General features: G+C 59.4%; 23 protein-coding genes and 1 tRNA gene. 14 read left to right on the forward strand and 10 right to left on the reverse strand.

The window, feature by feature from the left end:
• Positions 1-15: 15 nt before the first annotated feature.
• From ACM6I5_RS13630 to ACM6I5_RS13640, 3 genes are all read right to left on the reverse strand, one after another.
• Positions 16-342, reverse strand: coding sequence for an Arc family DNA-binding protein (locus tag ACM6I5_RS13630; protein WP_003178899.1), 327 nt, complete (start codon positions 340-342; stop codon positions 16-18).
• 549 nt (positions 343-891) lie between these two features.
• Positions 892-1,071, reverse strand: a complete 180-nt coding sequence (locus ACM6I5_RS13635) for a PA3371 family protein (protein WP_017340212.1) — start codon at positions 1,069-1,071, stop codon at positions 892-894.
• A 23-nt stretch (positions 1,072-1,094) separates the two neighbouring features.
• Entirely contained in the window at positions 1,095-1,328 is a 234-nt protein-coding gene (locus ACM6I5_RS13640; RefSeq protein WP_017340211.1) for a hypothetical protein, read from the reverse strand.
• 293 nt (positions 1,329-1,621) lie between these two features.
• On the opposite strand from ACM6I5_RS13640, the gene ACM6I5_RS13645 reads away from it, so the two are divergent.
• Both ACM6I5_RS13645 and ACM6I5_RS13650 read left to right on the forward strand, forming a co-directional pair.
• A tRNA-Arg gene (locus tag ACM6I5_RS13645) sits at positions 1,622-1,698 on the forward strand.
• A 148-nt stretch (positions 1,699-1,846) separates the two neighbouring features.
• Positions 1,847-2,386, forward strand: a complete 540-nt coding sequence (locus ACM6I5_RS13650) for a hypothetical protein (protein ID WP_414879074.1) — start codon at positions 1,847-1,849, stop codon at positions 2,384-2,386.
• Between the two features lie 7 nt (positions 2,387-2,393).
• Here ACM6I5_RS13650 and ACM6I5_RS13655 read toward each other — a convergent pair whose 3' ends face one another.
• Complete coding sequence (locus ACM6I5_RS13655) at positions 2,394-6,527, reverse strand: CheR family methyltransferase (RefSeq protein WP_414884063.1); 4,134 nt, start codon at positions 6,525-6,527, stop codon at positions 2,394-2,396.
• A gap of 241 nt (positions 6,528-6,768) precedes the next feature.
• Here ACM6I5_RS13655 and ACM6I5_RS13660 point away from each other — a divergent pair, with 241 nt between their 5' ends.
• The 4 genes from ACM6I5_RS13660 (at position 6,769) to ACM6I5_RS13675 (ending at position 11,962) form a co-directional block, all read left to right on the forward strand.
• Positions 6,769-8,373 carry a tetratricopeptide repeat-containing response regulator gene (locus tag ACM6I5_RS13660; protein ID WP_017340208.1) on the forward strand — a complete coding sequence of 535 codons (1,605 nt, stop codon included), beginning with the start codon at positions 6,769-6,771 and terminating at the stop codon, positions 8,371-8,373.
• Positions 8,370-9,062: a sensor histidine kinase gene (locus ACM6I5_RS13665; RefSeq protein WP_017340207.1), complete on the forward strand. Its 693-nt coding sequence runs from the start codon at positions 8,370-8,372 to the stop codon at positions 9,060-9,062. Before ACM6I5_RS13660 ends, ACM6I5_RS13665 begins: the two co-directional genes overlap by 4 nt.
• Positions 9,063-9,273: 211 nt before the next feature.
• Positions 9,274-10,515, forward strand: coding sequence for a glutamine synthetase family protein (locus ACM6I5_RS13670; protein WP_414879097.1), 1,242 nt, complete (start codon positions 9,274-9,276; stop codon positions 10,513-10,515).
• A 70-nt stretch (positions 10,516-10,585) separates the two neighbouring features.
• Positions 10,586-11,962, forward strand: coding sequence for an MFS transporter (locus tag ACM6I5_RS13675; protein WP_017340205.1), 1,377 nt, complete (start codon positions 10,586-10,588; stop codon positions 11,960-11,962).
• A gap of 66 nt (positions 11,963-12,028) precedes the next feature.
• Here the strand turns inward: ACM6I5_RS13675 and ACM6I5_RS13680 are convergent, their stop codons facing one another.
• The 4 genes from ACM6I5_RS13680 to flgA form a co-directional block, all read right to left on the reverse strand.
• Positions 12,029-12,775, reverse strand: a complete 747-nt coding sequence (locus ACM6I5_RS13680) for a flagellar brake protein (protein ID WP_017340204.1) — start codon at positions 12,773-12,775, stop codon at positions 12,029-12,031.
• A gap of 92 nt (positions 12,776-12,867) precedes the next feature.
• Entirely contained in the window at positions 12,868-13,335 is a 468-nt protein-coding gene (locus ACM6I5_RS13685; protein ID WP_017340203.1) for a flagella synthesis protein FlgN, read from the reverse strand.
• Between the two features lie 48 nt (positions 13,336-13,383).
• On the reverse strand, positions 13,384-13,710 hold the full coding sequence (gene flgM, locus ACM6I5_RS13690) for a flagellar biosynthesis anti-sigma factor FlgM (protein WP_017340202.1): 327 nt from the start codon (positions 13,708-13,710) through the stop codon (positions 13,384-13,386).
• A gap of 165 nt (positions 13,711-13,875) precedes the next feature.
• Positions 13,876-14,637, reverse strand: coding sequence for a flagellar basal body P-ring formation chaperone FlgA (flgA, locus tag ACM6I5_RS13695; protein ID WP_414884064.1), 762 nt, complete (start codon positions 14,635-14,637; stop codon positions 13,876-13,878).
• 81 nt (positions 14,638-14,718) lie between these two features.
• Between flgA and ACM6I5_RS13700 the strand changes: the two genes are divergently transcribed.
• From ACM6I5_RS13700 to flgE, 6 genes are all read left to right on the forward strand, one after another.
• Positions 14,719-15,651, forward strand: coding sequence for a chemotaxis protein CheV (locus ACM6I5_RS13700; RefSeq protein ID WP_010457160.1), 933 nt, complete (start codon positions 14,719-14,721; stop codon positions 15,649-15,651).
• A gap of 46 nt (positions 15,652-15,697) precedes the next feature.
• Entirely contained in the window at positions 15,698-16,525 is an 828-nt protein-coding gene (gene cheR, locus ACM6I5_RS13705; RefSeq protein WP_017340200.1) for a protein-glutamate O-methyltransferase CheR, read from the forward strand.
• 278 nt (positions 16,526-16,803) lie between these two features.
• On the forward strand, positions 16,804-17,211 hold the full coding sequence (gene flgB, locus ACM6I5_RS13710) for a flagellar basal body rod protein FlgB (RefSeq protein ID WP_017340199.1): 408 nt from the start codon (positions 16,804-16,806) through the stop codon (positions 17,209-17,211).
• Between the two features lie 3 nt (positions 17,212-17,214).
• Positions 17,215-17,658: a flagellar basal body rod protein FlgC gene (gene flgC / locus ACM6I5_RS13715; RefSeq protein WP_007937507.1), complete on the forward strand. Its 444-nt coding sequence runs from the start codon at positions 17,215-17,217 to the stop codon at positions 17,656-17,658.
• A gap of 15 nt (positions 17,659-17,673) precedes the next feature.
• Complete coding sequence (gene flgD, locus ACM6I5_RS13720) at positions 17,674-18,408, forward strand: flagellar hook assembly protein FlgD (protein WP_414884065.1); 735 nt, start codon at positions 17,674-17,676, stop codon at positions 18,406-18,408.
• 31 nt (positions 18,409-18,439) lie between these two features.
• The gene (gene flgE, locus ACM6I5_RS13725) at positions 18,440-19,765 is read left to right on the forward strand and encodes a flagellar hook protein FlgE (protein ID WP_414884066.1); all 1,326 of its coding nucleotides are present in this window, start codon (positions 18,440-18,442) and stop codon (positions 19,763-19,765) included.
• Between the two features lie 234 nt (positions 19,766-19,999).
• Here the strand turns inward: flgE and ACM6I5_RS13730 are convergent, their stop codons facing one another.
• Complete coding sequence (locus ACM6I5_RS13730) at positions 20,000-22,894, reverse strand: ribonucleoside-diphosphate reductase subunit alpha (protein ID WP_017340196.1); 2,895 nt, start codon at positions 22,892-22,894, stop codon at positions 20,000-20,002.
• A gap of 737 nt (positions 22,895-23,631) precedes the next feature.
• On the opposite strand from ACM6I5_RS13730, the gene ACM6I5_RS13735 reads away from it, so the two are divergent.
• Positions 23,632-24,354 carry a response regulator gene (locus ACM6I5_RS13735; RefSeq protein ID WP_017340195.1) on the forward strand — a complete coding sequence of 241 codons (723 nt, stop codon included), beginning with the start codon at positions 23,632-23,634 and terminating at the stop codon, positions 24,352-24,354.
• On the forward strand, positions 24,351-25,961 hold the full coding sequence (locus tag ACM6I5_RS13740) for an ATP-binding protein (RefSeq protein WP_017340194.1): 1,611 nt from the start codon (positions 24,351-24,353) through the stop codon (positions 25,959-25,961). Before ACM6I5_RS13735 ends, ACM6I5_RS13740 begins: the two co-directional genes overlap by 4 nt.
• A 21-nt stretch (positions 25,962-25,982) precedes the next feature.
• Here the strand turns inward: ACM6I5_RS13740 and ACM6I5_RS13745 are convergent, their stop codons facing one another.
• Positions 25,983-26,708 (reverse strand): 4'-phosphopantetheinyl transferase family protein, encoded by a 726-nt coding sequence (locus tag ACM6I5_RS13745; protein ID WP_414884069.1) that lies wholly within the window; start codon positions 26,706-26,708, stop codon positions 25,983-25,985.
• Positions 26,709-26,781 lie beyond the last annotated feature (73 nt).

Raw genomic sequence — 26,781 nt, forward strand, 5'->3', positions numbered from 1 at the left:
GAGCTTTCGGATGAATCAGGAGGCGTCTGCGGCCATTTCGGCGTCATGGGCAATCAGCGAAACAAGTGCGTTTTGCTGACGATGGGAAAGTTGGCGGAAGCGTTGCAGCAGTTCGCGTTCGTGCAGTGACAGCTCCGGGCTGTCCAGGCGCATGCTCAACTCTTCGCCCAGTGCGCCTTCCTGAATAAGACTCTGCTCAAGGCGCGCAATGATTTCGGAGTTCATGCTGCGATGATGATTGCGAGCCACCTCGGCAATGCGTTCACGCATTCCGTCTGGCAGACGTACGACGAACTTGTCAGCCGTACGGCTGGAATAAATTGCCTGTTTCAATGGGCGCATATATTTAACCGGTTAGTTCAGGGGAGCGGTTCTCGGGATTGGCCGCAGATGTCTGATAGGACAAGGACTCTGGCCAAATGTTCAACCTGAATTGATAGAGGCTCGCATCATGCCTCAAAGTAGCCAGTTCATTGGCGTCAATTCTGTGACAAATATTGAACTGGATGCCGGCGTTATGCCAGCACCAATTATCAGAAATGCGGACTGGTTTGAAAAGTCTGCCCCGTCCGTATCGCTGGCCGCGTCCTGTTACCCGACAGGTAATATCAAAGACACCTGAAGGTACATGTCATGCGGAGTCGATCACGATTCCTTACCTTGTACAGGATAGTGGCAAATGGCCGATTTACTAGTGGCATCCACTGCATGGAGGGCTATTTCAGGATGGATGGCAAACTGATTTACCTGGTGGGCCGTACGGGTCCGGCCGGGACAGTCTCATTGAGGTAGCTCAAAGTCGTCTGCACGCTTAATGCTGCGAAGGGGGGGGCGGATGATGAAGAAGGACGGCTTCGCGCTGGCCGGCCCTTGTGTTGAATCTGCTGAGAGTCAGCGCAAGACCGGGTCAAACTTGATCTTGCGGCCAGCGACCAGCGCCAGCAGGAACAGCGTGCTGAAAACGCCGCAGGCGATCAGGGGCAGGGTGACCACCGAGTCCTGGACCAGTGACAAATGAAGAATGCCACTCAGTAGGGCAAGGACGAAAAATCCTGCGGCTGATTTGGACATGCTGTGCTCCTGATGGGGGTTGTTCAAAATACCAGGCGTTCGGAAGACTGCGCCGGCAGCAGGATATTCTCCTGGCTCACTTCCTGACCGACAAAGCCATGCTGATCACTCAGCACCGCCAATTGCGGCGCCCTTTGCACTTGAAGGTAATGGGGCATGCGTTGGGCGACCATCTCGGCGCTGCTCTCGGGGAAAAAGTGAAAACCCAGCAAGACCGCCAGAGCGATCGCATTCGAGAGTAAAAGGGCACGGTTCATGAGGCTGGCCTCCGTTGTTCTTTGAGAACAGCTAAAGCAGCCGACGTGCCAAGAGTCTAACGTCTATTAAATCCTTTAAAAACAATAAATTAGGATATCTGCCAGGGACTCCTTCATTGCAATTTGCAATGATGGCTTTTTGCGGTGATGCAATTTGCACGGTAAACAAATCCCTCGCGTTCAAGGGGCACCTGCCTACACTTAAAAAGCGCTAAGGACGACATGACAAACGCAGACCCGCCCGTTAACATGCACGCCGTCCATCGCGCCGCGTTTTCTCGCGGACGACTTGTGTCTCAGTAGCTCAATTGGATAGAGCATCCCCCTCCTAAGGGGAAGGTTGGCAGTTCGAACCTGCCCTGGGACACCATCCTATTCCAGCCCTTCGGCTGTCAAAAAAGCCCCGCCAGGATCTTGCATCCGGCGGGGCTTTTTCATGGGCAATCACCCGACGATCGACATTGGAAAGGCGCGCGTTGCTGTGCCTTACTCCAGAGACCACTCAAGGAGCGAAATCGATGCGACGCAGAGGCGCCCAGTTCTGGTTATGGACCAACACGAGACTCCCTCTGCACACCCACGAAGAGGTGCTGGGCAATGGCGTGCAAATCGAGGTGCATGCGCGGGTCAGTGTTGAAGGGGTTACCCAGGTTTTTCTAGGTATCTATGGCGCTGATGGCTGGCCGATCTGCGAGGAACATCATGAACGCAGCGTCGGTGAGCATTACTGCGCAGCATTGAAGTGGGGCACCCAGCGGGCGAGGGAGGTTGTGGCGGACACTCAGGCGTTCGTTGCGCCGCACCGTGTGCAGCTGACGTTGAGTCCGGTGATTACCGATGAGTCGGTCATCGCGTTGCGCCGGATGGAGATGACCGAGCGTGAGCGCTTGAAGCTCAGGTCTGATGATGCCTGGTCAGAGTACCTGGCCGCCAAGGAGGCCATGCTCGCATTGATGCGCTCCAACAAGGTCGATCCCGGGGTCTGGGCCGATCACAAGGAACGGCTCAGGCAGGCGATCGACCGGCGCGCCTGTGTGCAGCGCGCCTATCTGAACTGAACGCGACTCAGCGCTGGCGTCGGAGCGTCTCGATGGTGCTGATCAGGTCATCGTAGGACACCGGTTTGCCGATGTGCTGGTCAAAGCCTGATTGCCGCGATTTCTGAATGTCGCTGTTGGCGCCATAGCCGGTCAGGGCAATGGCCGGTACATCCTTCGCGAGCGGCAACTGACGCAGTGCACTCATCAGCTCGTGCCCGTTCATGACCGGCATGCCGAGGTCAGAGATGATCAGGTCGAACCGCGTGCTTTTCGCCGCGTCCAGCGCTGCCACCGGCCGGTCAAAGGCAATCACCTGCGCATCTTCCATCTCCAGCAGCATTTTCAGGGTTTCCAGCACGTCTGCGGAGTCGTCCACCAACAGGATCGTCAAGCCGCTGAGTCTTCCGGAAACATCTTCCGCGCACGCAGCGGGCTGTACTTCGCCATGGGCCCTGGCCAAGGGCAAGTAGACGGTGAACGTACAGCCTGTGCCGCTCCCGCCAGAGCTCACCTCGACCGAGCCGTGTTGCGCCTCGGTCAGCTGACGCACCAGCGACAGGCCAATTCCCAGCCCTTCGCGGTTGTGAGTGATGTGTTGTTTTTCAGCCTGGCTGAACAGGTCAAACACATGCTCGAGGTTTTCCGGGGCGATGCCGGCGCCGTTGTCTTTGATATCGAGCCGCGCCATGTCCCCGGACTGGCTGGCGATCAGTTGCACGCGGCCCTTGGGTGGAGTGAATTTCAGGGCGTTGTTCACCAGGTTCCAGATGATTTGTTCAAGGCGCGTCGGGTCGGCCTGGACCATTAACGCGTCGGACGGCACCAGCAGTTCAACAGTGACGTCATGCTGGTCATTCAGCACGACGGTATGGACATCGCGCAGCACACTGGCGAGGTCGACGGCGACCGGTTGCAGCTTGAGCTTGCCGGTCCGGACCCGGGCGACATCCAGCAGATCGTCGATGATCCGCGCCTGGCTGGTGACCGCGTCGCAAATGGTGTTCACCGCCTTGGCCGCCGGAGCCAGCGACTTGGTCACCGGCAGGCGCCGCAGCAGCTCGGCGTTGAGCTGGATCAGGTTCAGCGGATGCTTGAGTTCGTGGGACATGACCGCGAAGAACTCATCCTTGAGGTAATTGGTGTTGCGGGTTTCCGCCAATTCCTGGCTTTGTGCTTCGTGCTGGCGTTTGTGACCGGTCAGGTCACGGGCAATTTTCACATAGCCCTGAAGGTTGTCGCCCCTGAGCAGGGTCACTTCGCCGCTACAAAAGAAGCGGCTGCCATCCTTGTGTTGATGCCAACGTTCATCTTCGCTGCGGCCATGGGTGCGCACGGCCAGCAATTCGTTTTCCGGCACGCCCGCCGCGCGGTCCTCGGGGGAGAAGATGAAGTCGTAGTAAGCGCCCTCGGCCTCGGCCTTGCTGTAGCCGAAAATCAACTCGGCGCCTTTGTTCCAGCTGGTGATCACGCCCTGTTCATCGAGGGTAATAATCGCGTAGTCGCGGGTGCTTTCGGCGACCAGGCGCATGCGCTCTTCGCCCTGGCGCAACTCTTCCTCGGCCGCTCGACGTTTGGTGATGTCGATGAAGGTCAGCACGGTGCCGTCGATGTGGTCTTCGCTGGAGCGGTAGGGCAACAGACGGGCGATGTACCAGCGGTTGTCGGTACTGCTGACTTCGCGTTCGATCATTTTTAGCGATTCGAACACCTGCGTCGCGTCACTGGCCAGGTTGTCGTAATCCAGGCGATGGGTGATGTCGAGCAGGGAGCGCCCGGTGTCTACCGGCAACATGCTGAAAATGTCGGTGGCGCGCGGGGTGAACCACTTGATGCGCATGGCGCGGTCGACAAACACCGTGGCAATGTCGGTGGAGGCGATCAGGTTGGTCAGGTAGTCGTTGATCTTGTCGGTTTCTTCGACTTTGGTTTTCAGCTCGAAATTGACCGTCAGCAACTCTTCGTTGATCGATTGCAGCTCTTCCTTGCTGGTTTCCAGTTCTTCGGTGGCCGAGCGCAGTTCTTCGTTGATCGCCTGCATTTCCTCGTTGGACGCCTTGAGCTCTTCGCTGGAGACTTCCGACTGTTCGATGGTGTCCTGCAGGTGCAGCTTGGTGCGCTGCAGTTCGCGCTCGAGGTTGGACAGCACCTGGTTTTCGTTCTGCAGCACGGTGGTCGCTGCCAGCTCGGAAGGGTCGACTTCGACCTCTTCGAAAATCACCAGCACGTACTCGCTGTCCGAACCTTCATCCTTGTAGGGATGAGCGACCAGATTGATCAGGTAACGCCGGTCATCACGCTTGATCGGCACCTCACGGGATTTGACCGGCAGCGCGCTTTGCTGGACCTGGAACAGCGTGGTGCGCAGCTCCAGACGCAGGTCCGGCAGGATCAGCGTCAGCAGGTTGCGCGACAGCTCGCCACCGACATGCCGCAGGAAACGCCCGGCACTTTCGCTCATGTGCAGAATGTCGGCGTTGGCATCGACGATCACACTCGGTGGCGCAGACTGCTCTAAGGCGCGTTGATGGATATCAGCGAAAGACAATTTACGCTGCACGCTGTTTTGCGCAGGCTGTTGGGAAATGTTGGTTCGCACGTAGCCGCCACGGGGCATGGTCGGGGTGCGACGGCTGTTGGCCGTGCCGGTCTTGGCACGGAAGATCCGGTTACGCTTGTCCACCGGGGCGAACAGTTCGTGGCAGGCATCTGCGCTCTCGGAGGAGCCGAGAAACAGGAAGCCGCCAGGGCGCAGGGCAAAGTGGAACATCTGCAGGATTTCACGCTGCACTTCGCGATCCAGGTAGATCAACAGGTTGCGGCACACGATCAGGTCGATCTGCGAGAACGGCGGATCGGACAGCAGGCTGTGTTTGGCGAACAGGACTTTTTCGCGGATTTCCTTGCGGATCCGATAGTGGTCATCTTCCTTGAGGAAGTAATGCCGCAGTCGCGTTGGCGGCACGTCGGTCACGATCGCTTGCGGGTACAGGCCGGCCCGACCGACGCTGATGGCGCGTTCATCGATGTCGGTGGCAAACAGCTGCATCGACGCCGCGCTGGCATCGAGTTGCAGCTGATCACTGAGCAACATGGCCAGGCTGTAGGCTTCTTCACCGGTGGAGCAGCCGGCGGACCAGACTCGAATTTCTTCTTTTTCGGGGTGCGCTGACACGGCGGCGCTGACCAGTTGCGGCACGACATCGCGCTCCAGCGCTTCGAAGGCTTCCCGGTCGCGGAAAAAGTTGGTCACGCCGATCAGCATGTCGCCGAGCAAGGCCTTGGTTTCTTCCGGGTTGTCTTGCAGGTAACGGTAGTAGGCGGCCAGGTCCGGCTGGGCCGTGACCTGCATCCGCCGTTCGATCCGGCGCAACACCGTGGCGCGTTTGTAGTGCTTGAAATCATGGCCGGTGCCGGTGCGCAACTGGATGAGAACGTCGTGCAGCAATTGTTCGGCTATCAGCGCTTCACGTTCGGAAACGGCGGCAATGGTCTGAAGTTCGGGGTCGTTGGCGGTGGGCAAGCTGATTTCCTGGGAGTTGCGCCACAGCTCCAGCAGCTTTTGCGGCATTTCAACGACCGGCAAGACCAAGTCCACCATCCCGGTGTCGATGGCGGCGCGGGGCATGCCGTCGAACTCGGCGTCTTGCGGCGCCTGGGCCAGCGTGACGCCGCCCTGTTCCTTGATCCGCGACAGGCCGACAGCACCGTCGGAACCGGTGCCCGACAGCACCACGCAGAAAGCCCGTTCCCGGTGCACATTCGCCAGGTCGCGGAAGAACAGGTCAATCGAGGCATGACGCGATTCCCGGGTCTCGCAGGCACTGACTTCCAGTAAACCGTCGTTCATCGACAGGCGTTGCGCCGGTGAAATGACGTATACGTGGTTTTTCTCGATGGACACCGTTTTGCTGACCTGCAGGACTGGCATCCGCGTCGATTCCTGGATGATCCGGTCAGCGATGCTCTGGTGATCGGGGGACAGATGCAGAATGATCACGAACGCCATGCCGTTGTCCTGCGGCATGTTTTCGAAGAACAACTTGATAGCTTGCAGACCGCCCGCCGACGCGCCAATGCCCACCACCGGAAAGTCCAGGGTGCTGGGACGCGAGGCCTTTTGCTCTTTATGAGATGCCGGGCGATTGGGGGTGGTGGTCATAACTTCTGCCTGTACCAACGACGGGAGCGTCCTGATCCGAAGCGGAGGCTGACGCTATGCAATAAATCAGGATAATCCCGTTTCTCGATATCGCCTTCAATTATTTAGCGCGCCTGCATAAGCCTTTGAGATTTGGACTCCGGGCGCGTAATAGCATTCCCTTTTCTTCAAGTGAATGGCCCTGCTGGCCGATAACCCGGACAGTCATAATCTTCTTCTTAAAATTGCCTGGAAATCTTCGATGCTGTCGTATCACCAAAAGCGTTTTCTGATCGTCGATGATTTCTCCGATTTCCGCAGTTCGGTCCGTTCCATGCTGCGTGAGCTGGGCGTCAAGGACGTGGATACCGCCGACACCGGCGAGCAGGCGCTGCGCATGTGTTCGCAGAAGTCCTACGATTTCATCCTGCAGGATTTCCACCTCGGCGACGGCAAGAAGAATGGTCAGCAGGTACTCGAAGACCTGATGGTCGAGAAGCTGATCAGCCATGAAGCCGTGTTTGTCATGGTCACCGCCGAGACCAGCCAGGCGATGGTGCTCAGCGCCCTGGAGCATGAGCCCGATGCCTACCTGACCAAACCGTTCAACCGCTCGGGCCTGGCCCAGCGCCTTGAGCGTCTGGAGCAGCGCAAGACCCTGCTCAAGCCGATCCTGCAGGCGCTGGATCGCGGCAAGCCGGTTGAAGTGCTCAATGCCTGTATCGCGCTGTGCAAACAGGACATCCGCTATTCGCCGCTGTGCCTGCGCTACCGCGCCGATGCCCTGCGTGACTTGAATCAGAATGAGGCGCTGGAGCGTCTCTACGACAGCATCATTGCTGATCGGCCTTTGCCGTGGGCGTTTGCCGGGTTGGGCCAGTTGCTGTTCAAGCGCGGTCAGGTCAGTCAGGCCAAGGGCGTCTACGAAAAAGCCCTGAAAGTGTTCCCGATGATGCCGGCGCTGTACGACGGTATGGCGGATGTGCTGGTCGCCGAAGGCGACACCAAGGCCGCGCAGCAAGTATTGGAGGAGGCGATTCGCTTATCGCCGCTGGCCGTGCGTCGCCAGGCGTTGCTGGGCAAGTTGGCAATGACCAACGAAGATTTCGACACGGCGTCCAAGGCTTATCGACAGGCTGTCAGCCAAGGTGCGCAGTCACGCTTCAAGGACGCTGAAAGCAACCTCGGCCTGGCACACGCCTTGATCAGCAAGGGCAGCGAAAAAGGCCTGGATACCCGCACGCGGCTGGAGATCAACACCACGCTGAGCGCCGTGGCCAAGGAAAACCCTTCCGACCCGGGCCTGCAGATTCGTGCGCGGTTGATGAAGGCCACCAGCCTCTTGCTCAACGACGCCGAAACCGCGGAAAAGCTCACCGAGCAAGCGATGTTGCGCCTTGATGGCATGGAGCAGTTCATGAGTGCCGAAGCCGCACTGTTGGTGGCCAAGCAGTTGCAAATGCTCGGGCAGGCCGATGCCGGCGCCTCGATGCTGAAAAACTGCGTGGAAATCTACGGCGACGATCCGACCGTGATGAAAAGCATCGCCAAACTGACCGACGACCCGACCATCCTCAACTCCGGCAACGATGCGGCGGAGCTCAACCGTCAAGGCGTGCGGGTGTACAAGACCGGCAACCTGGTGGAGGCGCGGGCGGCGTTCCGCAAAGCCCTGGCGATGCAACCGAAAAACATCAGTATCGCGCTGAACATGGCGCAGTCGCTGCTGCACGGCACCGACACCAGCGTTCCGTCGGCGGAGCTTGAAGAATGTCGGGCCTGCCTGAAAACGGTCGGCCTGATGCCTGACACTGACGCGCGGTATGCGCGTTATCAGAAACTGAAAATCAAGGCGTTCAGCGGATGAACCAAGACAACCCTGCACTGGATTTCTCCACGGTGATCGCTTCCACCGTACACGACATGAAGAACTCGCTGGCGATGTTGATGCAGGCCCACAGCCAATGGCTGGCGCGCTTGCCCGACCCGGCGCGGCACACCCCGGAACAGGGCGTGATCGAATTCGAGTTCGCCCACCTCAACGGCATGCTCGTGCAGTTGCTGGGGCTATACAAACTCGGCGTCAATCAGATGCCGTTGCAACCGGCCTATCACGAGCTCGATGACTTTATCGAAGCGCAACTGGCCTGCCACCAGGACGTTTTCGCCAGTCGCGGCATCATGGCGACTTACGAAGTGGACCCGCTGAGCCCGCTGGGTTTCTTCGACCGGGAACTGATTGCGTCGGTGCTGGGCAATTGCATCACCAACGCCATCCGTTATGCCCGCCATGCGGTGTTGATCAGCGTCAGCGATGAGGCCGGGCAACTGGTGCTGACGATCAACGACGACGGCGAAGGCTACCCGGCCCAGATGATCGAGCGTCAGGCCGACTACGTGCAGGGCATCAACCACAGCAGTGGCAGCACCGGGCTGGGTCTGTATTTCGCCGGGCGGATTGCCGCGTTGCATCAGCGCAACGGCATCGGCGGGCGCACCGAAATCAGCAATGGCGGCCCGTTGGGCGGCGGCGTGTTCAGCCTTTATCTCCCCTGAATGCACGCCCTGCAGGCATTTTTGTGTACGGTGCTTGATATTCCGAACAGGCGGAGCCTATTTTGTACGGTCGCCGTTCGCGGCTTGCACAACAACAAAGGATTGCGTCATGACAACCGATGGCCAGCGCTCACTCGCACAGCGACTGACGGGCATTGATGAGATTGAATGTGTTACGCCGGACCTGAACGGCGTGCCCCGTGGCAAGGTCATGACAGCCGAGGGTTTTCTCGAAGGACGGCGGTTGCAGATGGCGCGGGGTGTGCTGCTGCAATGCATCATGGGCGGATATCCGCCAGCACGTTTCTACGGCAGCGATGATGGCGACCTGGCGCTGGTGCCTGATCCTGCGCAGATTCACCGTTTGCCGTGGAGCCAGCAACCACGAGCCCTCGCCATTTGCGACGCCGACGAACTGACGGGCGAAAGCTCGAGCCTGTCGACCCGTGGCCAACTCAAGGCGGTGATCGCCCGTTACGCGGCACGTGGTCTGGCGCCCGTGGTCGCGACCGAACTGGAATTCTTTGTCTTCGCGCCCAATACCGACCCGACGCAACCCTTCCAGCCACCGCTGGGCCTGGACGGTCGGCGCGAGGACGGTTGTTCGGCGTTCAGCGTCAGTTCCAATAACGGCTTGCGACCGTTCTTCAGTGAAGTCTACGAATGCATGGCCGCGCTCGGTTTGCCGCGCGATACGTTCATGCACGAGATGGGCGTCAGCCAGTTCGAGATCAATCTGCTGCACGGCGATCCGCTGCTGCTGGCCGACCAGACGTTCCTGTTCAAGCATCTGCTCAAGGAAGTTGCGCTCAAGCACGGCCTGACCGTGGTCTGCATGGCCAAGCCGCTGGCGCACACGCCGGGCAGTTCGATGCACATTCACCAGAGCATCGTCGAGATCGGCAGCGGACGTAACGTGTTCAGCGACGAGGCCGGTGAACCGACCGCGACCTTCCGTCACTTCATCGGCGGCCAGCAGGCCGGCATGGCGGATTTCACCGCGTTGTTTGCGCCGAACGTCAATTCCTATCAGCGCTTGTGTCATCCGTTCGCATCACCCAACAATGCCTGCTGGTCCCACGACAATCGCGCGGCCGGTTTGCGTATTCCGGCCAGCTCGGCGGCCGCTCGTCGGGTCGAAAACCGCTTGCCGGGGGCGGATGCAAATCCGTATCTGGCGATCGCCGCGAGCCTGGCCGCGGGGTTGTACGGTATTGAAAACGAGCTGGAGCCAAGCGCAGCGATCCAGGGCGAGTTCGAGGTGCCGGATAATCTTTCGTTGCCGTGTACCTTGCATGCCGCTCTCGAACGTCTGAAACGTAGCCAATTGGCGAAGGAACTGTTTGGCAAGGAGTTCATCGAAGGCTACGTCGCTTCGAAGACCCTGGAGTTGACCAGCTTCTTTGATGAAATTACGCCCTGGGAGCGCCGTGTCCTGGCCGCCCAGGCCTGACGAACCTTCGTCTTCGGGCTATCTTCTCGGATAGCCCGTTTCTCACCGCAAGGAGCCGCTCGGAACGCCGATGCGCCAAATCTGGAAACCCTTTCGAGCGCTGTATTTTGCCTCGCTGATGATGTTGATCGGCTCGGGCCTGCTGAGTACTTACCTGGGCTTGCGCCTGGCGGCCGACCATGTCGACAGCCTGTGGGTCGGTGCGTTGATGGCGGCCAACTATTTTGGTCTGGTGCTGGGGGGCAAGATCGGTCACCGGTTGATTGCCCGGGTCGGGCATATCCGTGCCTATTCGGCCTGTGCCGGGATTGTCGGGGCGGCGGTGCTGGGCCATGGCCTGGTGGACTGGCTGCCTGCCTGGATCTTTTTGCGGGTCATCGTCGGCCTCGGCATGATGTGCCAGTACATGGTCATCGAAAGCTGGCTCAATGAGCAGGCCGAAGCCTCGCAACGCGGCACGGTGTTCAGCGGCTACATGATTGCGTCCTACCTGGGGCTGGTGCTGGGGCAATTGATTCTGGTCATGCACCCGGCGCTCGGTCTGGAACTATTGATGCTGGTCGCCCTGTGTTTTGCCCTGTGCCTGGTGCCGGTGGCCCTGACGCGACGGATTCACCCGGCGCCTCTGCACCCGGCGCCGATGGAGCCGCGGTTCTTCATCAAGCGTGTGCCGCAGTCGTTGAGTACGGTGCTGGGGGCGGGACTGATCATCGGTTCGTTCTACGGTCTGGCGCCGCTGTATGCCTCGCAGCAAGGGCTGTCCACGGAGCAGGTCGGTCTGTTCATGGGTAGCTGCATTTTTGCCGGCCTGCTGGTGCAGTGGCCGTTGGGCTGGTTGTCCGACCGTTATGACCGGGCGCTGTTGATCCGCTGTTTTGCGCTTTTCCTGGCCGTTGCCGCCTTGCCGCTGGCGATCATGAAGCAGGTGCCGCTGGAGGTGCTGTTTATCGCCGGCTTTCTCTGTGCATTGGTGAAGTTTTGCCTGTACCCGTTGGCGGTGGCGTTCTCCAATGACCACGTCGAGGGCGATCGCCGGGTGTCGCTGACGGCGATGTTGCTGGTGACCTATGGTGTCGGTGCCAGTATCGGGCCCCTGGTCGCGGGGGTGCTGATGAAGCTGTTCGGCAGCCAGATGCTCTATGCCTTCTTCAGTTTCTTCGCGTTGGTGCTGGTGTGGCGCATCCGCCCGAAAGCGGTGACCAACCTGCACCAGGTCGACGATGCGCCGCTGCATCACGTTGCCATGCCGGACAGCATGTCGAGTTCGCCGCTGGTGGCTTGCCTTGACCCGCGTGTCGATGAACAGGTGGTGCAGGACCAGATGCAGAGCCCGGTCAATCCTGAGCCGAGCCCTGAGCCGGAGACTGAGACTGAGACACCCACCACACCGTCTCCAGAAGACCCTGACACGGGGCGTGAGCAAAGCTTCACCGAGGCCAGGCCTTAAAACCCGGGCATAAAAAAAACGGGCAGTCACCGCAAAGGGACTGCCCGTTTTTTATGCCGCTTCGAATTACATGTCGTCTTTGTCGAAGCGTCGAGCTTCGCGCTGGAGCTGATAGACGAAGCGCTCGACCTGACGCTGCACCAGGCCGCTCATGTTGTGAAAGCGGATGCCGGCGAAGGTGGTGGAGATTTTTTCTTCGAAGTGCAGGTAGCGCAGTTCGACCGGTGCCGTCATCTTGCCAAAGGGCAGGGCGGCGGAGAAACGGTCGTAGACCTGGCCCAGTTGCAGGCTGCCGGTAATGTCGCCGTCGAAGCGCAACTTGCAGCCGGTGGCAGAGATATCCAGCAGCTTGCCGCTGATCGGTGCCTTGAGCTTTTCACCGTCCAGATCGACGTTGACCAATTGGGCCAGCTTCAATGCCGCGCGAAAGGCATTGCGGCGCTGGTGATAGACCACTTCATCCGGCAGCGGGCCGCGATAGCAGCGACTGTCACCGGATTCATCGATGGTCAGTTGACCGTTGCTTTCCCAGGCGATGCGCACGCCTTCGTGGAAGCCTTCGACCTTGAACGGTTCGCCCGCCAGCATGAAGCGCTCGCCGTCACGCGGGATCATTTCGTCGAGCGCGATGGTGCGACCTTCGCGGTCCACGTCCACCAGATAGCTCTGAAAGCGCTGAGTGCGCTCATGGAACGTGATGATCAGCGGATCATGGCTTTCTTGCAGTTGGCGCAGGTTGCCGGAGATTTCCAATGGCGTGGTAAGCACCTTGGGTGGCTGCGGGGCATCTTCCGCGGTTAAGGCATTGGACACGGTTCATCAATCTCCAGACAAAATATGACTACGGCTGGCCAGTATATTGCCAGCATGTTGCGAGTCTTGATAGGGCGTGGTCATCGGAAGGCTCAAGCCTGACTGAGCGGGCGTGGCTTCGCAAGCTTGGCGGTTGATCCGCGGGCATCATAAAGGGCTGGCGGTTCGCCGCCGGTGAGGATTTTCAGCTGGTTGGCCGTGGCGGCCTGCTGGACCAGGATCGACTGGCCATTATTGGCGTTCGCCGCCTGGCATTGAGCCAGAAGGTCGGTCAGCACATCGCTCTGCGCCAGCAACTCTTCGCCGATGCTCGAGTGGCTGGCCAGTTGCTCCAGACCGTTGCGATTCAGCGGAAGATTGAGGCTGGCGAGGATTTCACTGCGCTTGCGGCCATGCTGTTCGAGCAGAATGATCAATGCCTGTTTCTGCGCCAGAATATCTTCGAGCAGTGGCATGTCACGACCGTGCAAGGCGATGGACTCGGTTTGCAGTAACTCCAGCAAATGTTGCGCTGGAGCAAAGTCGTCGGTGATCAGTTGCAGTAAGTTAGTGTCGTGCATGGCTGGCCTTGGGTTTTAAGCGTCCAAAAGCCTGGCGCGGGCCGTAGCCTAGCGCTGGGCTTCGAAGTTGAGCAGTTTGCTGGCTACACGGTTGCTGTCGACTTTGTAGCTGCCATCGGCAATCGCTGCTTTCAACTCGGCCACGCGGGCTTTGTCGACGGCAGGCTGATCGCGCAGCTTGTCAGTGACCTGTTGCAACTGTTGAGCCTCATTGCTGAGGTGTACCGATTCCCCGCTTTTGACGGTACTGGCCTGTTCGGCCGGGGTATTCAGCGGCGCGGATTTGCCGGCTTCGGCGGTTTCCTTGGCAACGCTGGTACGTGTACTGCCCGTAAGTGACGAGGAGCTGTTCAAACGGCTGAAATCGATGACCATGGTAAAAAACCTCTGAGTATTTGGACGCTTGCCATGTTTTCGGCTCTCCCTGCGAAAACTTTAGACCCATTTATCAATGAGCCTGCATGCGCCAGCACTTCTCCTGCATGCGGCACAGTTTAGGGAACAGTCCCGGGCAACGCCACTTCTTCAGGAACAGGGTGCCTACATAGACACTTCCACCTGGCCCGGCGCGGTGACCTGCGCCTTGATGACCCGCTTGGAGTTGAGGTTTTTCACGCGAATCTGCTCGCTCATACCGCCATTGGACAGGGCTTCGCCGGGCATTCGCACGCTGAGCGTGCCGCTGCGGGCGGTAATCACCACTTGATCGCCCTTGCGAATGACTTCCGCCTGTTCGAGGTGTACGAGGGTAATCACCTGGTCGGCGACCATTGGTCGGGTAAGTCGCTGGCCGATCGCCTGGTCGAGGGTCGTCAGGTAGCCCTGGTTGATCAGGCTGGTATCGCGTTCACGCAGGAGCACGTCAGCGGGCTCGACAATGTCGGCGCGGCGCAGCGGGCGGGTGGTGGTCACGACATCGCGAAACAGGCGGACTTGAGCGGGTACGAACACCGTCCAGGGGGAGGTTCCTTCACAGCGAACCTTGACCGTGACCCGGCCCAGCGGCTTGGCCGGGCTCTCGAGACTGGCTGTCAATTCCTTGTCGCACATAGGCATGCGCAGTCGCGGATCGAGCTGGTTGACCTGGATTTCGTAGCGACCTTCCGTTTGACTGGTTGCCAGATAGTCCTCTACGGTGAATTCAAGAAAGCCCTGGGTGACGCCGATAAGCATGTCAGGCAAGGTAACCGCGTCAGCAAGGGCAGGGCTGCCAGCGTTGAACAGGCAAACGGCCGACATTGCACAGAGCAGTCTGCGTAAGGGTGATGTCAGGCGTCGGAAAAATGTCGGTTCTGTGTTCATAAGAGTTAAAAAGCAAGCGCCGTGCCGTTTAGTGATGAATGTGCGTCGCAACACACTTAGCGTTGGTGTAGGAGTCTGGGCATGGCTGGTGTAATGGATTCGGTAAACCAGCGCACGCAACTGGTGGGGCAGAATCGCCTGGAGCTGTTGTTGTTCCGTCTCGACGGCCAGCAGCTGTACGGGATCAACGTGTTCAAGGTTCGCGAGGTGCTGCAATGCCCCAAGCTGACCCTGATGCCCAAGTCCAGTCCTGTCGTGTGCGGTGTGGCAAATATCCGGGGGGCGACCATTCCGATCCTTGATCTGGCAATGGCGACCGGTTCCGGAGCGCTGAAAGATCAAAGCAATCCCTTCGTGATCATCACGGAGTACAACACCAAGACCCAGGGTTTCCTGGTGCGCTCGGTGGAACGCATCGTCAACATGAACTGGGAGGAGATTCATCCGCCTCCCAAGGGTACCGGGCGCGATCATTACCTGACGGCTGTGACTCGGGTCGACAATCAGTTAGTCGAAATCATCGACGTCGAGAAGGTCCTGGCGGAAGTGGCGCCGACACCGGAAGCGATTTCTGTCGGTGTGGTCGATGTCGAGACCCAGCACAAGGCGCTGTCGCTGCGGGTGCTGACGGTCGATGATTCTTCGGTGGCGCGCAAGCAGGTCACGCGTTGCCTGCAGACGGTTGGTGTCGAAGTGGTGGCGTTGAACGACGGACGGCAAGCGCTGGATTACCTGCGCAAACTGGTCGACGAGGGCAAGAAGCCGGAAGAAGAGTTCCTGATGATGATTTCCGACATCGAGATGCCGGAAATGGACGGGTACACCCTGACGGCCGAAATCCGCAACGACCCTCGCATGCAAAAGCTTCATATCATCCTGCATACTTCGTTGTCGGGTGTGTTCAATCAGGCGATGGTCAAGAAAGTCGGTGCCGATGACTTCCTGGCCAAATTCCGTCCTGATGACCTGGCATCCCGGGTAGTCGACCGGATCAAAGCAGCAGATATCAGCTAGGGGCCTTCTGCCCCTGGTGGTTAACACGATTTAAGAGGCGGCATCATTGTCTACGGGTAATTTGGATTTCGAACAGTTCCGGGTCTTCCTGGAAAAAGCCTGTGGCATTTTGCTCGGTGAAAACAAGCAGTACCTGGTCTCGAGCCGTCTCAACAAACTGATGGAACAGCAAGGCATCAAGTCCCTGGGTGAGCTGGTCCAGCGCATCCAGACTCAGCCGCGCAGCGGTTTGCGCGAGCTGGTGGTCGATGCCATGACGACCAACGAAACCCTGTGGTTTCGTGACACCTATCCGTTTGAAGTCTTGAAGAACAAGGTACTGCCCGAAGCAATCAAGGCAGCTCCCGGCCAGCGTCTGCGGATCTGGTCGGCGGCGTGCTCGTCGGGGCAGGAACCGTATTCGCTGTCGATGTCCATCGACGAGTTCGAGCGGGTCAACATGGGCCAGTTGAAGATGGGCGTGCAGATCGTTGCCACTGATTTGTCCAGCACCATGCTGACCAACTGCAAGACCGGCGAGTACGACAGCCTGGCCATCGGTCGCGGTCTGTCGCCCGAGCGTCTGCAGCGTTACTTCGACCCGAAGGGGCCGGGGCGCTGGGCCATCAAGGCACCGATCAAGAGCCGGGTGGAGTTTCGCTCGTTCAACCTGCTGGACAGCTACGCGAGCCTCGGCAAGTTCGACATCGTGTTTTGCCGCAACGTGTTGATCTACTTCTCCGCCGAGGTGAAGAAGGACATCCTGTTGCGCATCCACAGCACGCTGAAGCCGGGCGGTTATCTGTTCCTCGGCGCATCCGAAGCGCTGAACGGTTTGCCGGATCATTACCAGATGGTCCAGTGCAGTCCGGGGATCATTTACCAGGCGAAGTGATGGGTTGGCAGTATCAAAAAACGGGAGTCCTCAGGGGCTCCCGTTTTTTTTGCCCGATGATTGCCCTGACATCGCCACGCTCCCACAGGGGATGGTGGTGTTCTTTAGAGGGTGATAAGCGGCAGAAAAGCGGCAGGCGGCGGAAACCCGTTGCCGCTTTTCTGGCATTGCCGCCTTGCCCCTGCCCGCAAAGCCCCGGTTTACGGGCTTTTTTAAATTGGCACGCCGCTTGCTATGTCCATCGTACGAAAAATCAGGTCACCCGAAGGTTTCCCGACATGAGCATCAGCTTCGATAAAGCGCTCGGTATCCATGAACAAGCCCTGGGCTTCCGCGCCCAGCGTGCCGAAGTCCTGGCCAACAACATCGCCAACGCCGACACCCCGAACTACAAGGCTCGGGATCTGGACTTCTCGAAAGTGCTCGCCGAGCAGAGCGAGAAAACCAAGAACGGCACTTTCGCCTTGAACATGACCAACAACCGTCATATCGAAGCCGAAGGCCTGGGCAATGGCGACGAGTCGCTGCTGTATCGCACGCCGATGCAACCGTCGATCGACCAGAACACCGTGGACGCCCAACTGGAACAGTCGAACTACGCGGAAAACGCGGTCAACTTCCAGGCCAGCTTCACCCTGCTCAACAGCAAATTCAAAGGGCTGATCTCAGCCCTGCGCGGAGAATAAGTCATGTCTCTATCCAGTGTTTTCAACATTGCCGGTAGCGGCATGAGTGCGCAAACCACGCGCTTGAACACCGTGGCCTCGAACATCGCCAACGCCGAAACCGTCTCGTCGAGCATCGACCAGACCTATCGCGCCCGCCACCCGGTGTTCGCCACCATGTTCCAGGGCGGACAGAGCGGCGGCAGCGATTCGCTGTTCCAGAACCAGGACGCCGCAGGCCAGGGCGTGCAAGTGCTGGGCGTGGTCGAAGACCAGAGCAACCTGGAAGCCCGCTACGAACCGAACCATCCGGCGGCTGACGCCAAGGGCTACGTCTATTACCCGAATGTGAACGTGGTGGAAGAAATGGCCGACATGATTTCCGCGAGCCGTTCGTTCCAGACCAATGCCGAAATGATGAACACCGCCAAAACCATGATGCAGAAGGTCCTGACCCTCGGTCAGTGATAAGGGGCGACTCAGATGAGTGTTACCGATACCACCAGCGGCCTTAGCCTCAATGACATCCTGGCCAACTCTTCGATCAAGACCAACACCAGTGCCGATGGCCTGGCGTCCGCGACGAACAGCGCGACCGGCAAAAAGGCCTTGGGCAAGGACGCGTTCCTGCAACTGCTGGTGACACAGCTGAAGAACCAGAACCCGCTGGAGCCGCAGGACAACGGCGAGTTCGTTGCCCAGTTGGCGCAGTTCAGCAGCCTGGAAGGCATTACCACGCTCAACGACACCGTGGGTGGTCTGGCGAACAACCTGGCGGGCAGTTTGAGCTCGTCCCAGGCGTTGCAAGCATCGTCGCTGGTGGGCCGTTCGGTCATCGCGCCGGGCGACAAGTCGGTGGTCGACACCACCAAGAGCTTCACCGGCACAGTCGCCGTGCCTGCAGCCGCCGATCCGGTCAAGGTCAAGATCACCGATGCCGATGGCAAGTTGATCCGCACCATCGACCTGGGCAGTCAGAAAACGGGCAGCGCCAGCTTCATCTGGGACGGCAAGAACGATGCCGGCGAAGTGGCCAAGGCGGGTACGTACACCTTCTCCGCCACTGCGACTTACGACAGCAAGGCGACTTCGCTGGTCACTTACCTGCCGGCCACTGTCACCAGCGTGACCATCAGCCAGACCGGCGGTGAGTTGATGCTCAATCTGGCCGGCCTGGGCAGCGTTGCCCTGTCCAAAGTACAAACCATTGGTATGTAGAGCCGACTAACACGGCACAAAGGAGTGGAATATGTCTTTCAATATCGGCCTTAGCGGTCTCTATGCAGCCAACAAACAACTGGACGTGACCGGCAACAACATCGCCAACGTCGCGACCACCGGTTTCAAATCGTCCCGTGCGGAATTCGAAGACGTTTACTCGGCCACCAAGCTGGGTTCCGGCAGCAAAGTCATCGGTAACGGTGTGCGCCTGGCCAACGTTTCCCAACAGTTCACCCAGGGCGACGTCAACAACACCGGCAACGTGCTGGACATGGGCATCAACGGTTCCGGCTTCTTCGTACTGAGCGACAACGGCTCGCTGTCCTATACCCGTGCCGGTACGTTCAAGGTCGACAAGGACGGTTACGTCACCAACAGCGATGGTTCTGCGCGTTTGCAGGGTTATGGCGTGGATGCCAATGGCAAGATCCTCAATGGCGTTTTGACTGACCTGCGCATTGATACATCAAACCTGGCACCGAAAGTCACCACCACCGTTTCGTCGACGATCAACCTGAAATCCACTGAGCCGAATATCGACCAGGTTGCCAACCCGTTCGACCCGACCAAGCAAGCGTCCTTCACCAAGCAATTCAGCACCCGGGTTTACGATACTCAGGGTAACGAGCACATCATGGATCAATTCATGGTGAAGACAGGTGCGAACACCTGGAAAGCCTACACCCTGATCGATGGCCGCAACCCCAATGGCACCGATCCTAGTCCTACCGCCGTTCCGTTGAACTCGCCGGTCGCTTCGACCATGGTGTTCGACACCTCGGGTAATCTGGTTTCGGTGACCACCCCGGCCGTTCCGGCGCCGATCGTCAGCCCTGACCTGAAGATCACTGGCTGGGTTCCCGGTACCGTGACCAACGGCGTGTGGGCAGCCAACGGCGCCGCCGCCGACCCGGCCGGTATAACTGTCTCCATGGCCAAAACCACACAGTACAACGCCGACACCGCGCGTTCGATTCCTGCGCAGAACGGTTACGCCACCGGCCAGATCACCAACCTGACCATCGACAGCAGCGGTATCATGCTGGCCAACTTCAGCAACAGCCAGACCAAGGCGATCGGCCAGATCTCGCTCGCCAGCTTCACCAACGAGCAAGGTCTGCAGCCAGTGGGCGGCACCAGCTGGAAAGAAACCTTTGCGTCGGGTATCCCGGGCTACGATGCGCCGAACACCGGCACCTTGGGCGAGATCCACTCCAACTCTCTGGAAGAGTCCAACGTCAACCTGACCAGCGAACTGGTCGACCTGATCAAGGCGCAGAGCAACTACCAGGCGAACGCCAAGACCATCTCGACTCAAAGCACCATCATGCAGACCATCATTCAGATGACCTGATGCGGGTTGCCTGATTGCTGCAAAAAGAACCCCTCGCAAGAGGGGTTTTTTTTGGGCTGGGGTTTGTCTCGGGTGCAGGATTTTGTGTTGTCAGGTCGGGCCTCTTCGCGGGCTTGCCCGCGATGGCGTTAGACCCGCCACCACATTCCCATGGGCAAAAGAAAACCCCCGACCAATCCAGAGGACTGATCGGGGGTTGTCGAGTAAGCGCCTTTCAGCGCCTACCGGCTCGGCTTATTGGCAAGCTTCGCAATCCGGCTCGTCGATGGCGCAAGCCTTCGGCACTGGAGCCGGGCCGGCAGGAGCAGCCAGGACCGAATCTTCACCGTGGTTGCCGCCGCTGGAAACAGCGTTCAGCTTGCCGGTGTTGATGGTCGACTTCTCGGTGCTGGTCGCGGCCAGGGCACGGAGGTAGTAAGTGGTTTTCAGACCACGGTACCAGGCCATGCGGTAGGTCACGTCCAGCTTCTTGCCCGAAGCGCCGGCGATGTACAGGTTCAACGACTGAGCCTGGTCGATCCACTTTTGACGACGGCTTGCCGCGTCGACGATCCACTTGGTGTCCACTTCGAACGCGGTCGCGTAGAGCTCTTTGAGTTCTTGCGGGATGCGCTCGATCTGCTGCACCGAACCGTCGTAGTACTTCAGGTCGTTGATCATGACCGCGTCCCACAGACCGCGAGCCTTCAGGTCGCGAACCAGGTACGGGTTGATCACGGTGAATTCGCCCGACAGGTTCGATTTCACGTAGAGGTTCTGGTAGGTCGGTTCGATCGACTGCGATACGCCGGTGATGTTGGCGATGGTCGCGGTCGGTGCGATGGCCATGATGTTGGAGTTACGAATGCCTTTCTGAACACGGGCGCGAACCGGTGCCCAGTCCAGGGATTCGTTCAGGTCAACATCGATGTACTTCTGGCCACGCTGCTCGATCAGGATCTGTTGCGAATCCAGCGGCAGGATGCCTTTGGACCACAGCGAACCCTGGAACGTCTCGTAGGCGCCGCGCTCATCGGCCAGGTCGCAGGACGCCTGGATCGCGTAGTAGCTGACCGCTTCCATCGACTTGTCGGCGAACTCGACGGCCGCATCGGAACCGTAAGGAATGTGCTGCAGGTACAGCGCGTCCTGGAAGCCCATGATGCCCAGACCGACCGGACGGTGCTTGAAGTTGGAATTCTTCGCTTGTGGCACCGAGTAGTAGTTGATGTCGATCACGTTATCGAGCATGCGAACAGCGGTGTTCACGGTGCGTTCCAGCTTGGCGGTGTCCAGCTTGCCGTTGACGATGTGGTTCGGCAGGTTGATCGAGCCCAGGTTGCAAACGGCGATCTCGTCCTTGTTGGTGTTCAAGGTGATCTCGGTGCACAGGTTCGAGCTGTGGACCACGCCGACGTGCTGCTGCGGGCTGCGCAGGTTGCACGGGTCTTTGAAGGTCAGCCATGGGTGGCCGGTTTCAAACAGCATGGAGAGCATTTTGCGCCACAGGTCTTTGGCCTGGATGGTCTTGAACAGCTTGACCTTGCCCGGGTACTCGGTCAGGGCTTCGTAGTACTCGTAACGCTCTTCGAAAGCCTTGCCGGTCAGGTCGTGCAGGTCCGGAACTTCGGACGGCGAGAACAGGGTCCACTTGCCGTCATCGAAGACGCGCTTCATGAACAGGTCAGGGATCCAGTTGGCGGTGTTCATGTCGTGGGTACGACGACGATCATCACCGGTGTTCTTGCGGAGTTCGATGAACTCCTCGATGTCCATGTGCCAGGTTTCCAGGTAGGCACACACAGCGCCTTTGCGCTTGCCACCCTGGTTGACGGCAACGGCGGTGTCGTTCACCACTTTCAGGAACGGCACGACGCCCTGGGATTTGCCGTTGGTGCCCTTGATGTAAGAGCCCAGCGCACGAACCGGCGTCCAGTCGTTGCCCAGGCCGCCGGCGAATTTCGACAACATGGCGTTGTCGTGGATCGCGTGGTAGATGCCCGACAGGTCATCCGGCACGGTGGTCAGGTAGCAGCTCGACAGCTGTGGACGCAGGGTGCCGGCGTTGAACAGGGTCGGGGTCGAGGACATGTAGTCGAAGGACGACAACAGGTTGTAGAACTCGATCGCACGGTCTTCTTTCTGCTTCTCTTCGATCGCCAGGCCCATGGCCACGCGCATGAAGAAGATTTGCGGCAGTTCGAAGCGGATACCGTCCTTGTGGATGAAGTAACGGTCGTACAGGGTTTGCAGGCCCAGGTAAGTGAACTGCTGGTCGCGCTCGTGGTTGATCGCCTTGCCGAGTTTTTCCAGGTCGAAAGTAGCCAGGACCGGGTTCAGCAATTCGAATTCGATACCCTTGGCGATGTACGCAGGCAGCGCCTTGGCGTACAGGTCGACCATTTCGTGGTGGGTCGCGCTGTCGGCGACGCCCAGGAAGCCCAGGCCTTCGGCACGCAGGGTGTCCATCAGCAGGCGGGCGGTCACGAACGAGTAGTTCGGCTCACGCTCGACCAGGGTGCGGGCGGTCATGACCAGGGCGGTGTTGACGTCAGTCAGGGCCACGCCGTCGTACAGGTTCTTCAGGGTTTCGCGCTGGATCAGGTCGCCGTCGACTTCTTCCAGGCCCTCACATGCTTCGGTGACGATGGTGTTCAGGCGACCCATGTCCAAAGGTGCAAAGGTGCCATCGGCGCGGGTGATGCGGATCGAAGGATGTGCGTTGACCGTTTCTTCTGCCGGGGCGTGGGCAGCGCGTTGTTTCGAACGACCGTCACGGTAGATCACGTAGTCGCGGGCCACTTTCTGCTCGCCGGCACGCATCAGGGCCAGTTCGACCTGGTCCTGGATTTCTTCGATGTGGATGGTGCCACCCGACGGCATGCGACGCTTGAAGGTTGCGGTGACCTGTTCGGTCAGGCGGGCAACGGTGTCATGGATTCGCGACGAAGCGGCAGCGGTGCCGCCCTCAACTGCGAGAAACGCTTTGGTGATCGCGACGGTGATCTTGTCATCGGTGTAAGGAACGACAGTGCCGTTACGCTTGATCACGCGCAGCTGGCCAGGCGCGGTGGCGGACAGATCCGAAGTCGAATCAGCGGCCTGCGGCAAGGTGCCCTGCGGGTTCTCGCGAGTTGTGTCGGTTTGCATGGGGGGTTGTCTCCACATTCTCTATGTTTGTTTGGGCACCATCACGGTGCCCACCGTTCCGTCCTGAAGCACTACAACCGGCGGGGCCGGGCATACCAACTTCGGGACAGATCAGGAAGGGGGCTATTGGGGCGCCGCTTCCATGCCGAAGTCTTTGGTCCCAGGCCTTGAGCCTGACACCGGAATCCTTTTGGGTGACAGTAATTGACTGCAACACCCGTACCGTTAACGCCGTTTTCGGCTCAAAAACAGTAGCCATCCGCACGCGCGGTTTGGTCTTTCGAAAATACGTTTGGTTCAACCGGACAGAGGCAATAAAAGCGCTTGAAATCGGTGTCCGGTTTGTGTTTGGTTTTTGGCGTAAAACCCTACATGTAGGGTTTTTTTTGCGCCGGGGTACAAGATAATGCGTTTTGGAGGGTGTTGCAACGTACTACCTGTGGATAAACCTGTGCGTAAATTGTGTGTGAAACAGGGAACCGGCGTGCAGGCCGCGACGCTGCGGGATCGGACCTTTCTTCACCGGTTTTCAATGATCGAAAACGCCTGATCAGATTTTTAAGGGCGCGAACCCTATCACAAAAAACCGGCGTGTCCGAACGCATTTGCCGGCTTGTGTTCTGGACGAGTGACGTTTATACAATCGGCCGGTACATACGCATTCTTATCCTCCCCAATCATTACAAAAAGACGGGCGGATCCTTCCTTATAAGTGTTGTTGGCAAGCAGAGGTCACCGTGGAGCAAGAAGCCTGGCAGGTATTGATTGTCGAAGACGACCAGCGTCTGGCCGAACTGACCCGCGATTACCTGGAAGCCAACGGCCTGCGCGTGTCGATCGAGGGCAATGGCGCCTTGGCCGCGGCCCGCATCATCAAGGAGAAACCGGACCTGGTGATCCTCGACCTGATGCTGCCGGGCGAAGACGGCCTGAGCATTTGCCGCAAGGTCCGCGACAAGTTCGACGGCCCGATCCTGATGCTCACCGCCCGCACCGATGACACCGATCAGATCCTCGGTCTCGACCTGGGTGCCGACGACTACGTGTGCAAACCGGTGCGCCCGCGCTTGCTGCTGGCCCGTATCCAGGCGTTGCTGCGCCGCAGTGAAACACCTGAGCCGGTCACGGAAAAACAACGACGTCTGCAATTCGGCCCGCTGGTGGTCGACAACGCGCTGCGTGAAGCCTGGCTGCATGACAACGGTATCGAATTGACCAGTGCCGAGTTCGATCTGCTATGGCTGCTGGTGGCCAACGCCGGACGCATCCTGTCTCGCGAAGAAATTTTTACCGCCCTGCGCGGCATCGGCTACGACGGCCAGGATCGCTCCATCGATGTGCGCATTTCGCGCATCCGGCCGAAGATCGGTGACGACCCGGACCATCCCCGGCTGATCAAGACCATTCGCAGCAAAGGTTATCTGTTCGTGCCTGAAGCCTGCGTAGATCCCTCGCTGTGAATTCGATCTTCCTGCGCATCTATGGCGGCATGTGCGCGGCGCTGATTCTGGTGGCGGTGCTCGGCGTGCTGGCCTTGCACCTGCTCAACCAGGTGCGCAGCGAGCAATACCGAGAGCGCCTGGCCCACGGCACGTTCTCGTTGATGGCCGACAACCTGCAACCCATGAACGAAACCCAGCGTCATCGTGCCTTGCTGGTGTGGGAGCGGCTGCTGGGTATTCCCCTGGCGCTGAAAACCTTCGCCCAGACCGACCTCGATCTGACCCAGCGCACCCGCGTGCTGCGCGGCCAGGCGCTGGTGGAACAGACCGGCCCCCATGCGGCGAAGGTATATCGACTGGTCAGCGACAAGGAACAGTTGGTGCTCACCGGCGAGGTGCAGCAGATCAGCGAGCAACTGGCCCGGGCGACGATTTACTTGCTCGCCGATGAGCTGGTGCGGGTGCCGGTGGCCGAGCAGCCCAGGCGCCTGGCGCAGATAAAGGAAGAGAAAGGCTTCGGTTTCGATCTGCGGCTGGTCACGGTGGGGGAGGCCGACATGGATGAAGACCAGAGCCGCCGCGTGGCCGAAGGCGATACTGTGATGGCGCTGGGCAAGGAGGGTGATTCGATCCGGGTGTTTGCCGGCATGGTCGGCACCCCGTGGGTGCTGGAAATCGGTCCGCTGTACCAGATGAATCCTTACCCGCCGGAATGGCTGGTGCTGATTGCGGCCCTCGGTTTGAGCCTGATCGGTTTGATCGTCTATTTACTGGTGCGTCAACTGGAGCGCCGTTTGCGTGGCCTCGAAGCGGCCGCCACGCGCATCGCCAAAGGCAGCCTGGAAACCCGCGTGCCGGCCCGTGGTGCGGATTCGGTCGGGCGCCTGGCGTCGGCGTTCAATGACATGGCCGAGCACCTGCAACAGTTGCTGGCGGTTCAGCGGGAACTGGTGCGCGCGGTGTCACACGAGTTGCGCACGCCGGTGGCGCGCCTGCGGTTTGGCCTGGAGATGATCGGCTCGGCCACTACCCCCCAGGCTTTGGAGAAATATTGTGAAGGCATGGACCACGACATCGAGGATCTCGACCGGTTGGTGGACGAGATGCTCACCTACGCGCGGCTGGAACAGGGTTCGCCGGCGCTGAATTTCCAACGTATCGATCTGGATGCGCTGGTCAATCAGGTGATCGAAGAGTTGGCGCCACTGCGCGCCGACGTCACGGTGCAGCGCGGGTTGTGCCTGTCGGCGGCCGATTGTGACGACGCCTGGGTCGAAGCCGAGCCGCGCTATTTGCACCGGGCGATTCAGAACCTGGTGAGCAACGCCATGCGCCATGCTCAATCGCGGGTGACCGTGAGTTATCAGGTGGGGCAGCAGCGGTGCCGGGTGGATATAGAAGACGATGGGCCAGGCGTTCCCGAATCGGCGTGGGAGAAAATCTTTACGCCGTTCCTGCGACTGGATGACAGCAGAACCCGCGCGTCGGGCGGGCATGGGTTGGGCTTGTCGATCGTACGGCGGATCATCCATTGGCATGACGGCCGGGCGTTGATCAGCAAGAGCAAGAGTCTGGGCGGGGCTTGCTTTAGCCTGAGTTGGCCGCGCAATCAGGAAAAGCGTTGAAATCCCGAACACCGAAAAACCTCAGGCCTTGATACTGACCAGACTCAACAACTGCCCATCCATCATGCCAAACTGCGCATTCAGTTCAGTACCGTCGCGCCACTCACTGGACAGGTCGGTCAGCAACCGCAACCGCACCTCACCGCCCTCGCTCCACTCCAGCACTTCGGCATGCTCAAAATAAAACCGCTGCTGCACGATCGGGTAGAGCGCCTTGAACAGACTTTCCTTCACTGAAAACGTCAGTGTCACCAGCATCGCCAGTTGATCCCGAGGCCCGGCGGCCATGCGCCGTATTTCCGCTGGCGTCAGAATCTCCCCGGCCAGGCGTTCCGCCCGTTCAGGGGTGAGCAGGTTTTCCAGGTCCATGCCCAAGCCGCGCCAATGGGTTTTCCGCGCGACAATCGCCGCCGCCCGGCCGGTGGTGTGGGTGATCGAGCCGCTGATGTGCGCAGGCCAGACCGGCGCCCGATCGTCACCAATGGCCGGCACGACATTCAGCCCTTCCAGCTGTTGCAGTGCGGCTCGCGCGCAAATCCGCCCGGCCAGGAATTCTGCCTGACGCTTGGCGACTGAGCGCTGGATAGTCGCGGGTGGCTCGATGGCACTGCGCTGGAAATCATCGATGGCCAGTTGCGAAGTGTCGAATTGCGTGCTGAGCATCACCGTATCGGGCAGCACAAACGGCAGCGGCCAATGGGCATCGAGCGGAGTGCAGCAAGCGGGCAAGGCGGGGAGGGCATTCATGTCGGGCATTTTGCCGGGTTGGCTGGGTACTGGGTAGTAGCAGTGGGCTTTTGTGGTGAGGGGATTTATCCCC

It is taken from the genome of Pseudomonas sp. IT-P171 (genome assembly GCF_949767765.1).
In the GTDB taxonomy this organism is placed as follows: Bacteria; Pseudomonadota; Gammaproteobacteria; order Pseudomonadales; family Pseudomonadaceae; genus Aquipseudomonas; species Aquipseudomonas fluorescens_B.

Excerpts from the sequence above, each read along its gene's own strand:
- ACM6I5_RS13630 (WP_003178899.1), bottom strand. The coding sequence starts at position 342 with ATGCGCCCATTGAAACAGGCAATTTATTCCAGCCGTACGGCTGACAAG.
- ACM6I5_RS13635 (WP_017340212.1), bottom strand. The coding sequence starts at position 1,071 with ATGTCCAAATCAGCCGCAGGATTTTTCGTCCTTGCCCTACTGAGTGGC.
- ACM6I5_RS13640 (WP_017340211.1), bottom strand. The coding sequence starts at position 1,328 with ATGAACCGTGCCCTTTTACTCTCGAATGCGATCGCTCTGGCGGTCTTG.
- ACM6I5_RS13650 (WP_414879074.1), top strand. The coding sequence starts at position 1,847 with ATGCGACGCAGAGGCGCCCAGTTCTGGTTATGGACCAACACGAGACTC.
- ACM6I5_RS13655 (WP_414884063.1), bottom strand. The coding sequence starts at position 6,527 with ATGACCACCACCCCCAATCGCCCGGCATCTCATAAAGAGCAAAAGGCC.
- ACM6I5_RS13660 (WP_017340208.1), top strand. The coding sequence starts at position 6,769 with ATGCTGTCGTATCACCAAAAGCGTTTTCTGATCGTCGATGATTTCTCC.
- ACM6I5_RS13665 (WP_017340207.1), top strand. The coding sequence starts at position 8,370 with ATGAACCAAGACAACCCTGCACTGGATTTCTCCACGGTGATCGCTTCC.
- ACM6I5_RS13670 (WP_414879097.1), top strand. The coding sequence starts at position 9,274 with ATGACAGCCGAGGGTTTTCTCGAAGGACGGCGGTTGCAGATGGCGCGG.
- ACM6I5_RS13675 (WP_017340205.1), top strand. The coding sequence starts at position 10,586 with ATGCGCCAAATCTGGAAACCCTTTCGAGCGCTGTATTTTGCCTCGCTG.
- ACM6I5_RS13685 (WP_017340203.1), bottom strand. The coding sequence starts at position 13,335 with ATGCACGACACTAACTTACTGCAACTGATCACCGACGACTTTGCTCCA.
- flgM (WP_017340202.1), bottom strand. The coding sequence starts at position 13,710 with ATGGTCATCGATTTCAGCCGTTTGAACAGCTCCTCGTCACTTACGGGC.
- flgA (WP_414884064.1), bottom strand. The coding sequence starts at position 14,637 with ATGAACACAGAACCGACATTTTTCCGACGCCTGACATCACCCTTACGC.
- ACM6I5_RS13700 (WP_010457160.1), top strand. The coding sequence starts at position 14,719 with ATGGCTGGTGTAATGGATTCGGTAAACCAGCGCACGCAACTGGTGGGG.
- flgB (WP_017340199.1), top strand. The coding sequence starts at position 16,804 with ATGAGCATCAGCTTCGATAAAGCGCTCGGTATCCATGAACAAGCCCTG.
- flgC (WP_007937507.1), top strand. The coding sequence starts at position 17,215 with ATGTCTCTATCCAGTGTTTTCAACATTGCCGGTAGCGGCATGAGTGCG.
- flgD (WP_414884065.1), top strand. The coding sequence starts at position 17,674 with ATGAGTGTTACCGATACCACCAGCGGCCTTAGCCTCAATGACATCCTG.
- flgE (WP_414884066.1), top strand. The coding sequence starts at position 18,440 with ATGTCTTTCAATATCGGCCTTAGCGGTCTCTATGCAGCCAACAAACAA.
- ACM6I5_RS13730 (WP_017340196.1), bottom strand. The coding sequence starts at position 22,894 with ATGCAAACCGACACAACTCGCGAGAACCCGCAGGGCACCTTGCCGCAG.
- ACM6I5_RS13745 (WP_414884069.1), bottom strand. The coding sequence starts at position 26,708 with ATGAATGCCCTCCCCGCCTTGCCCGCTTGCTGCACTCCGCTCGATGCC.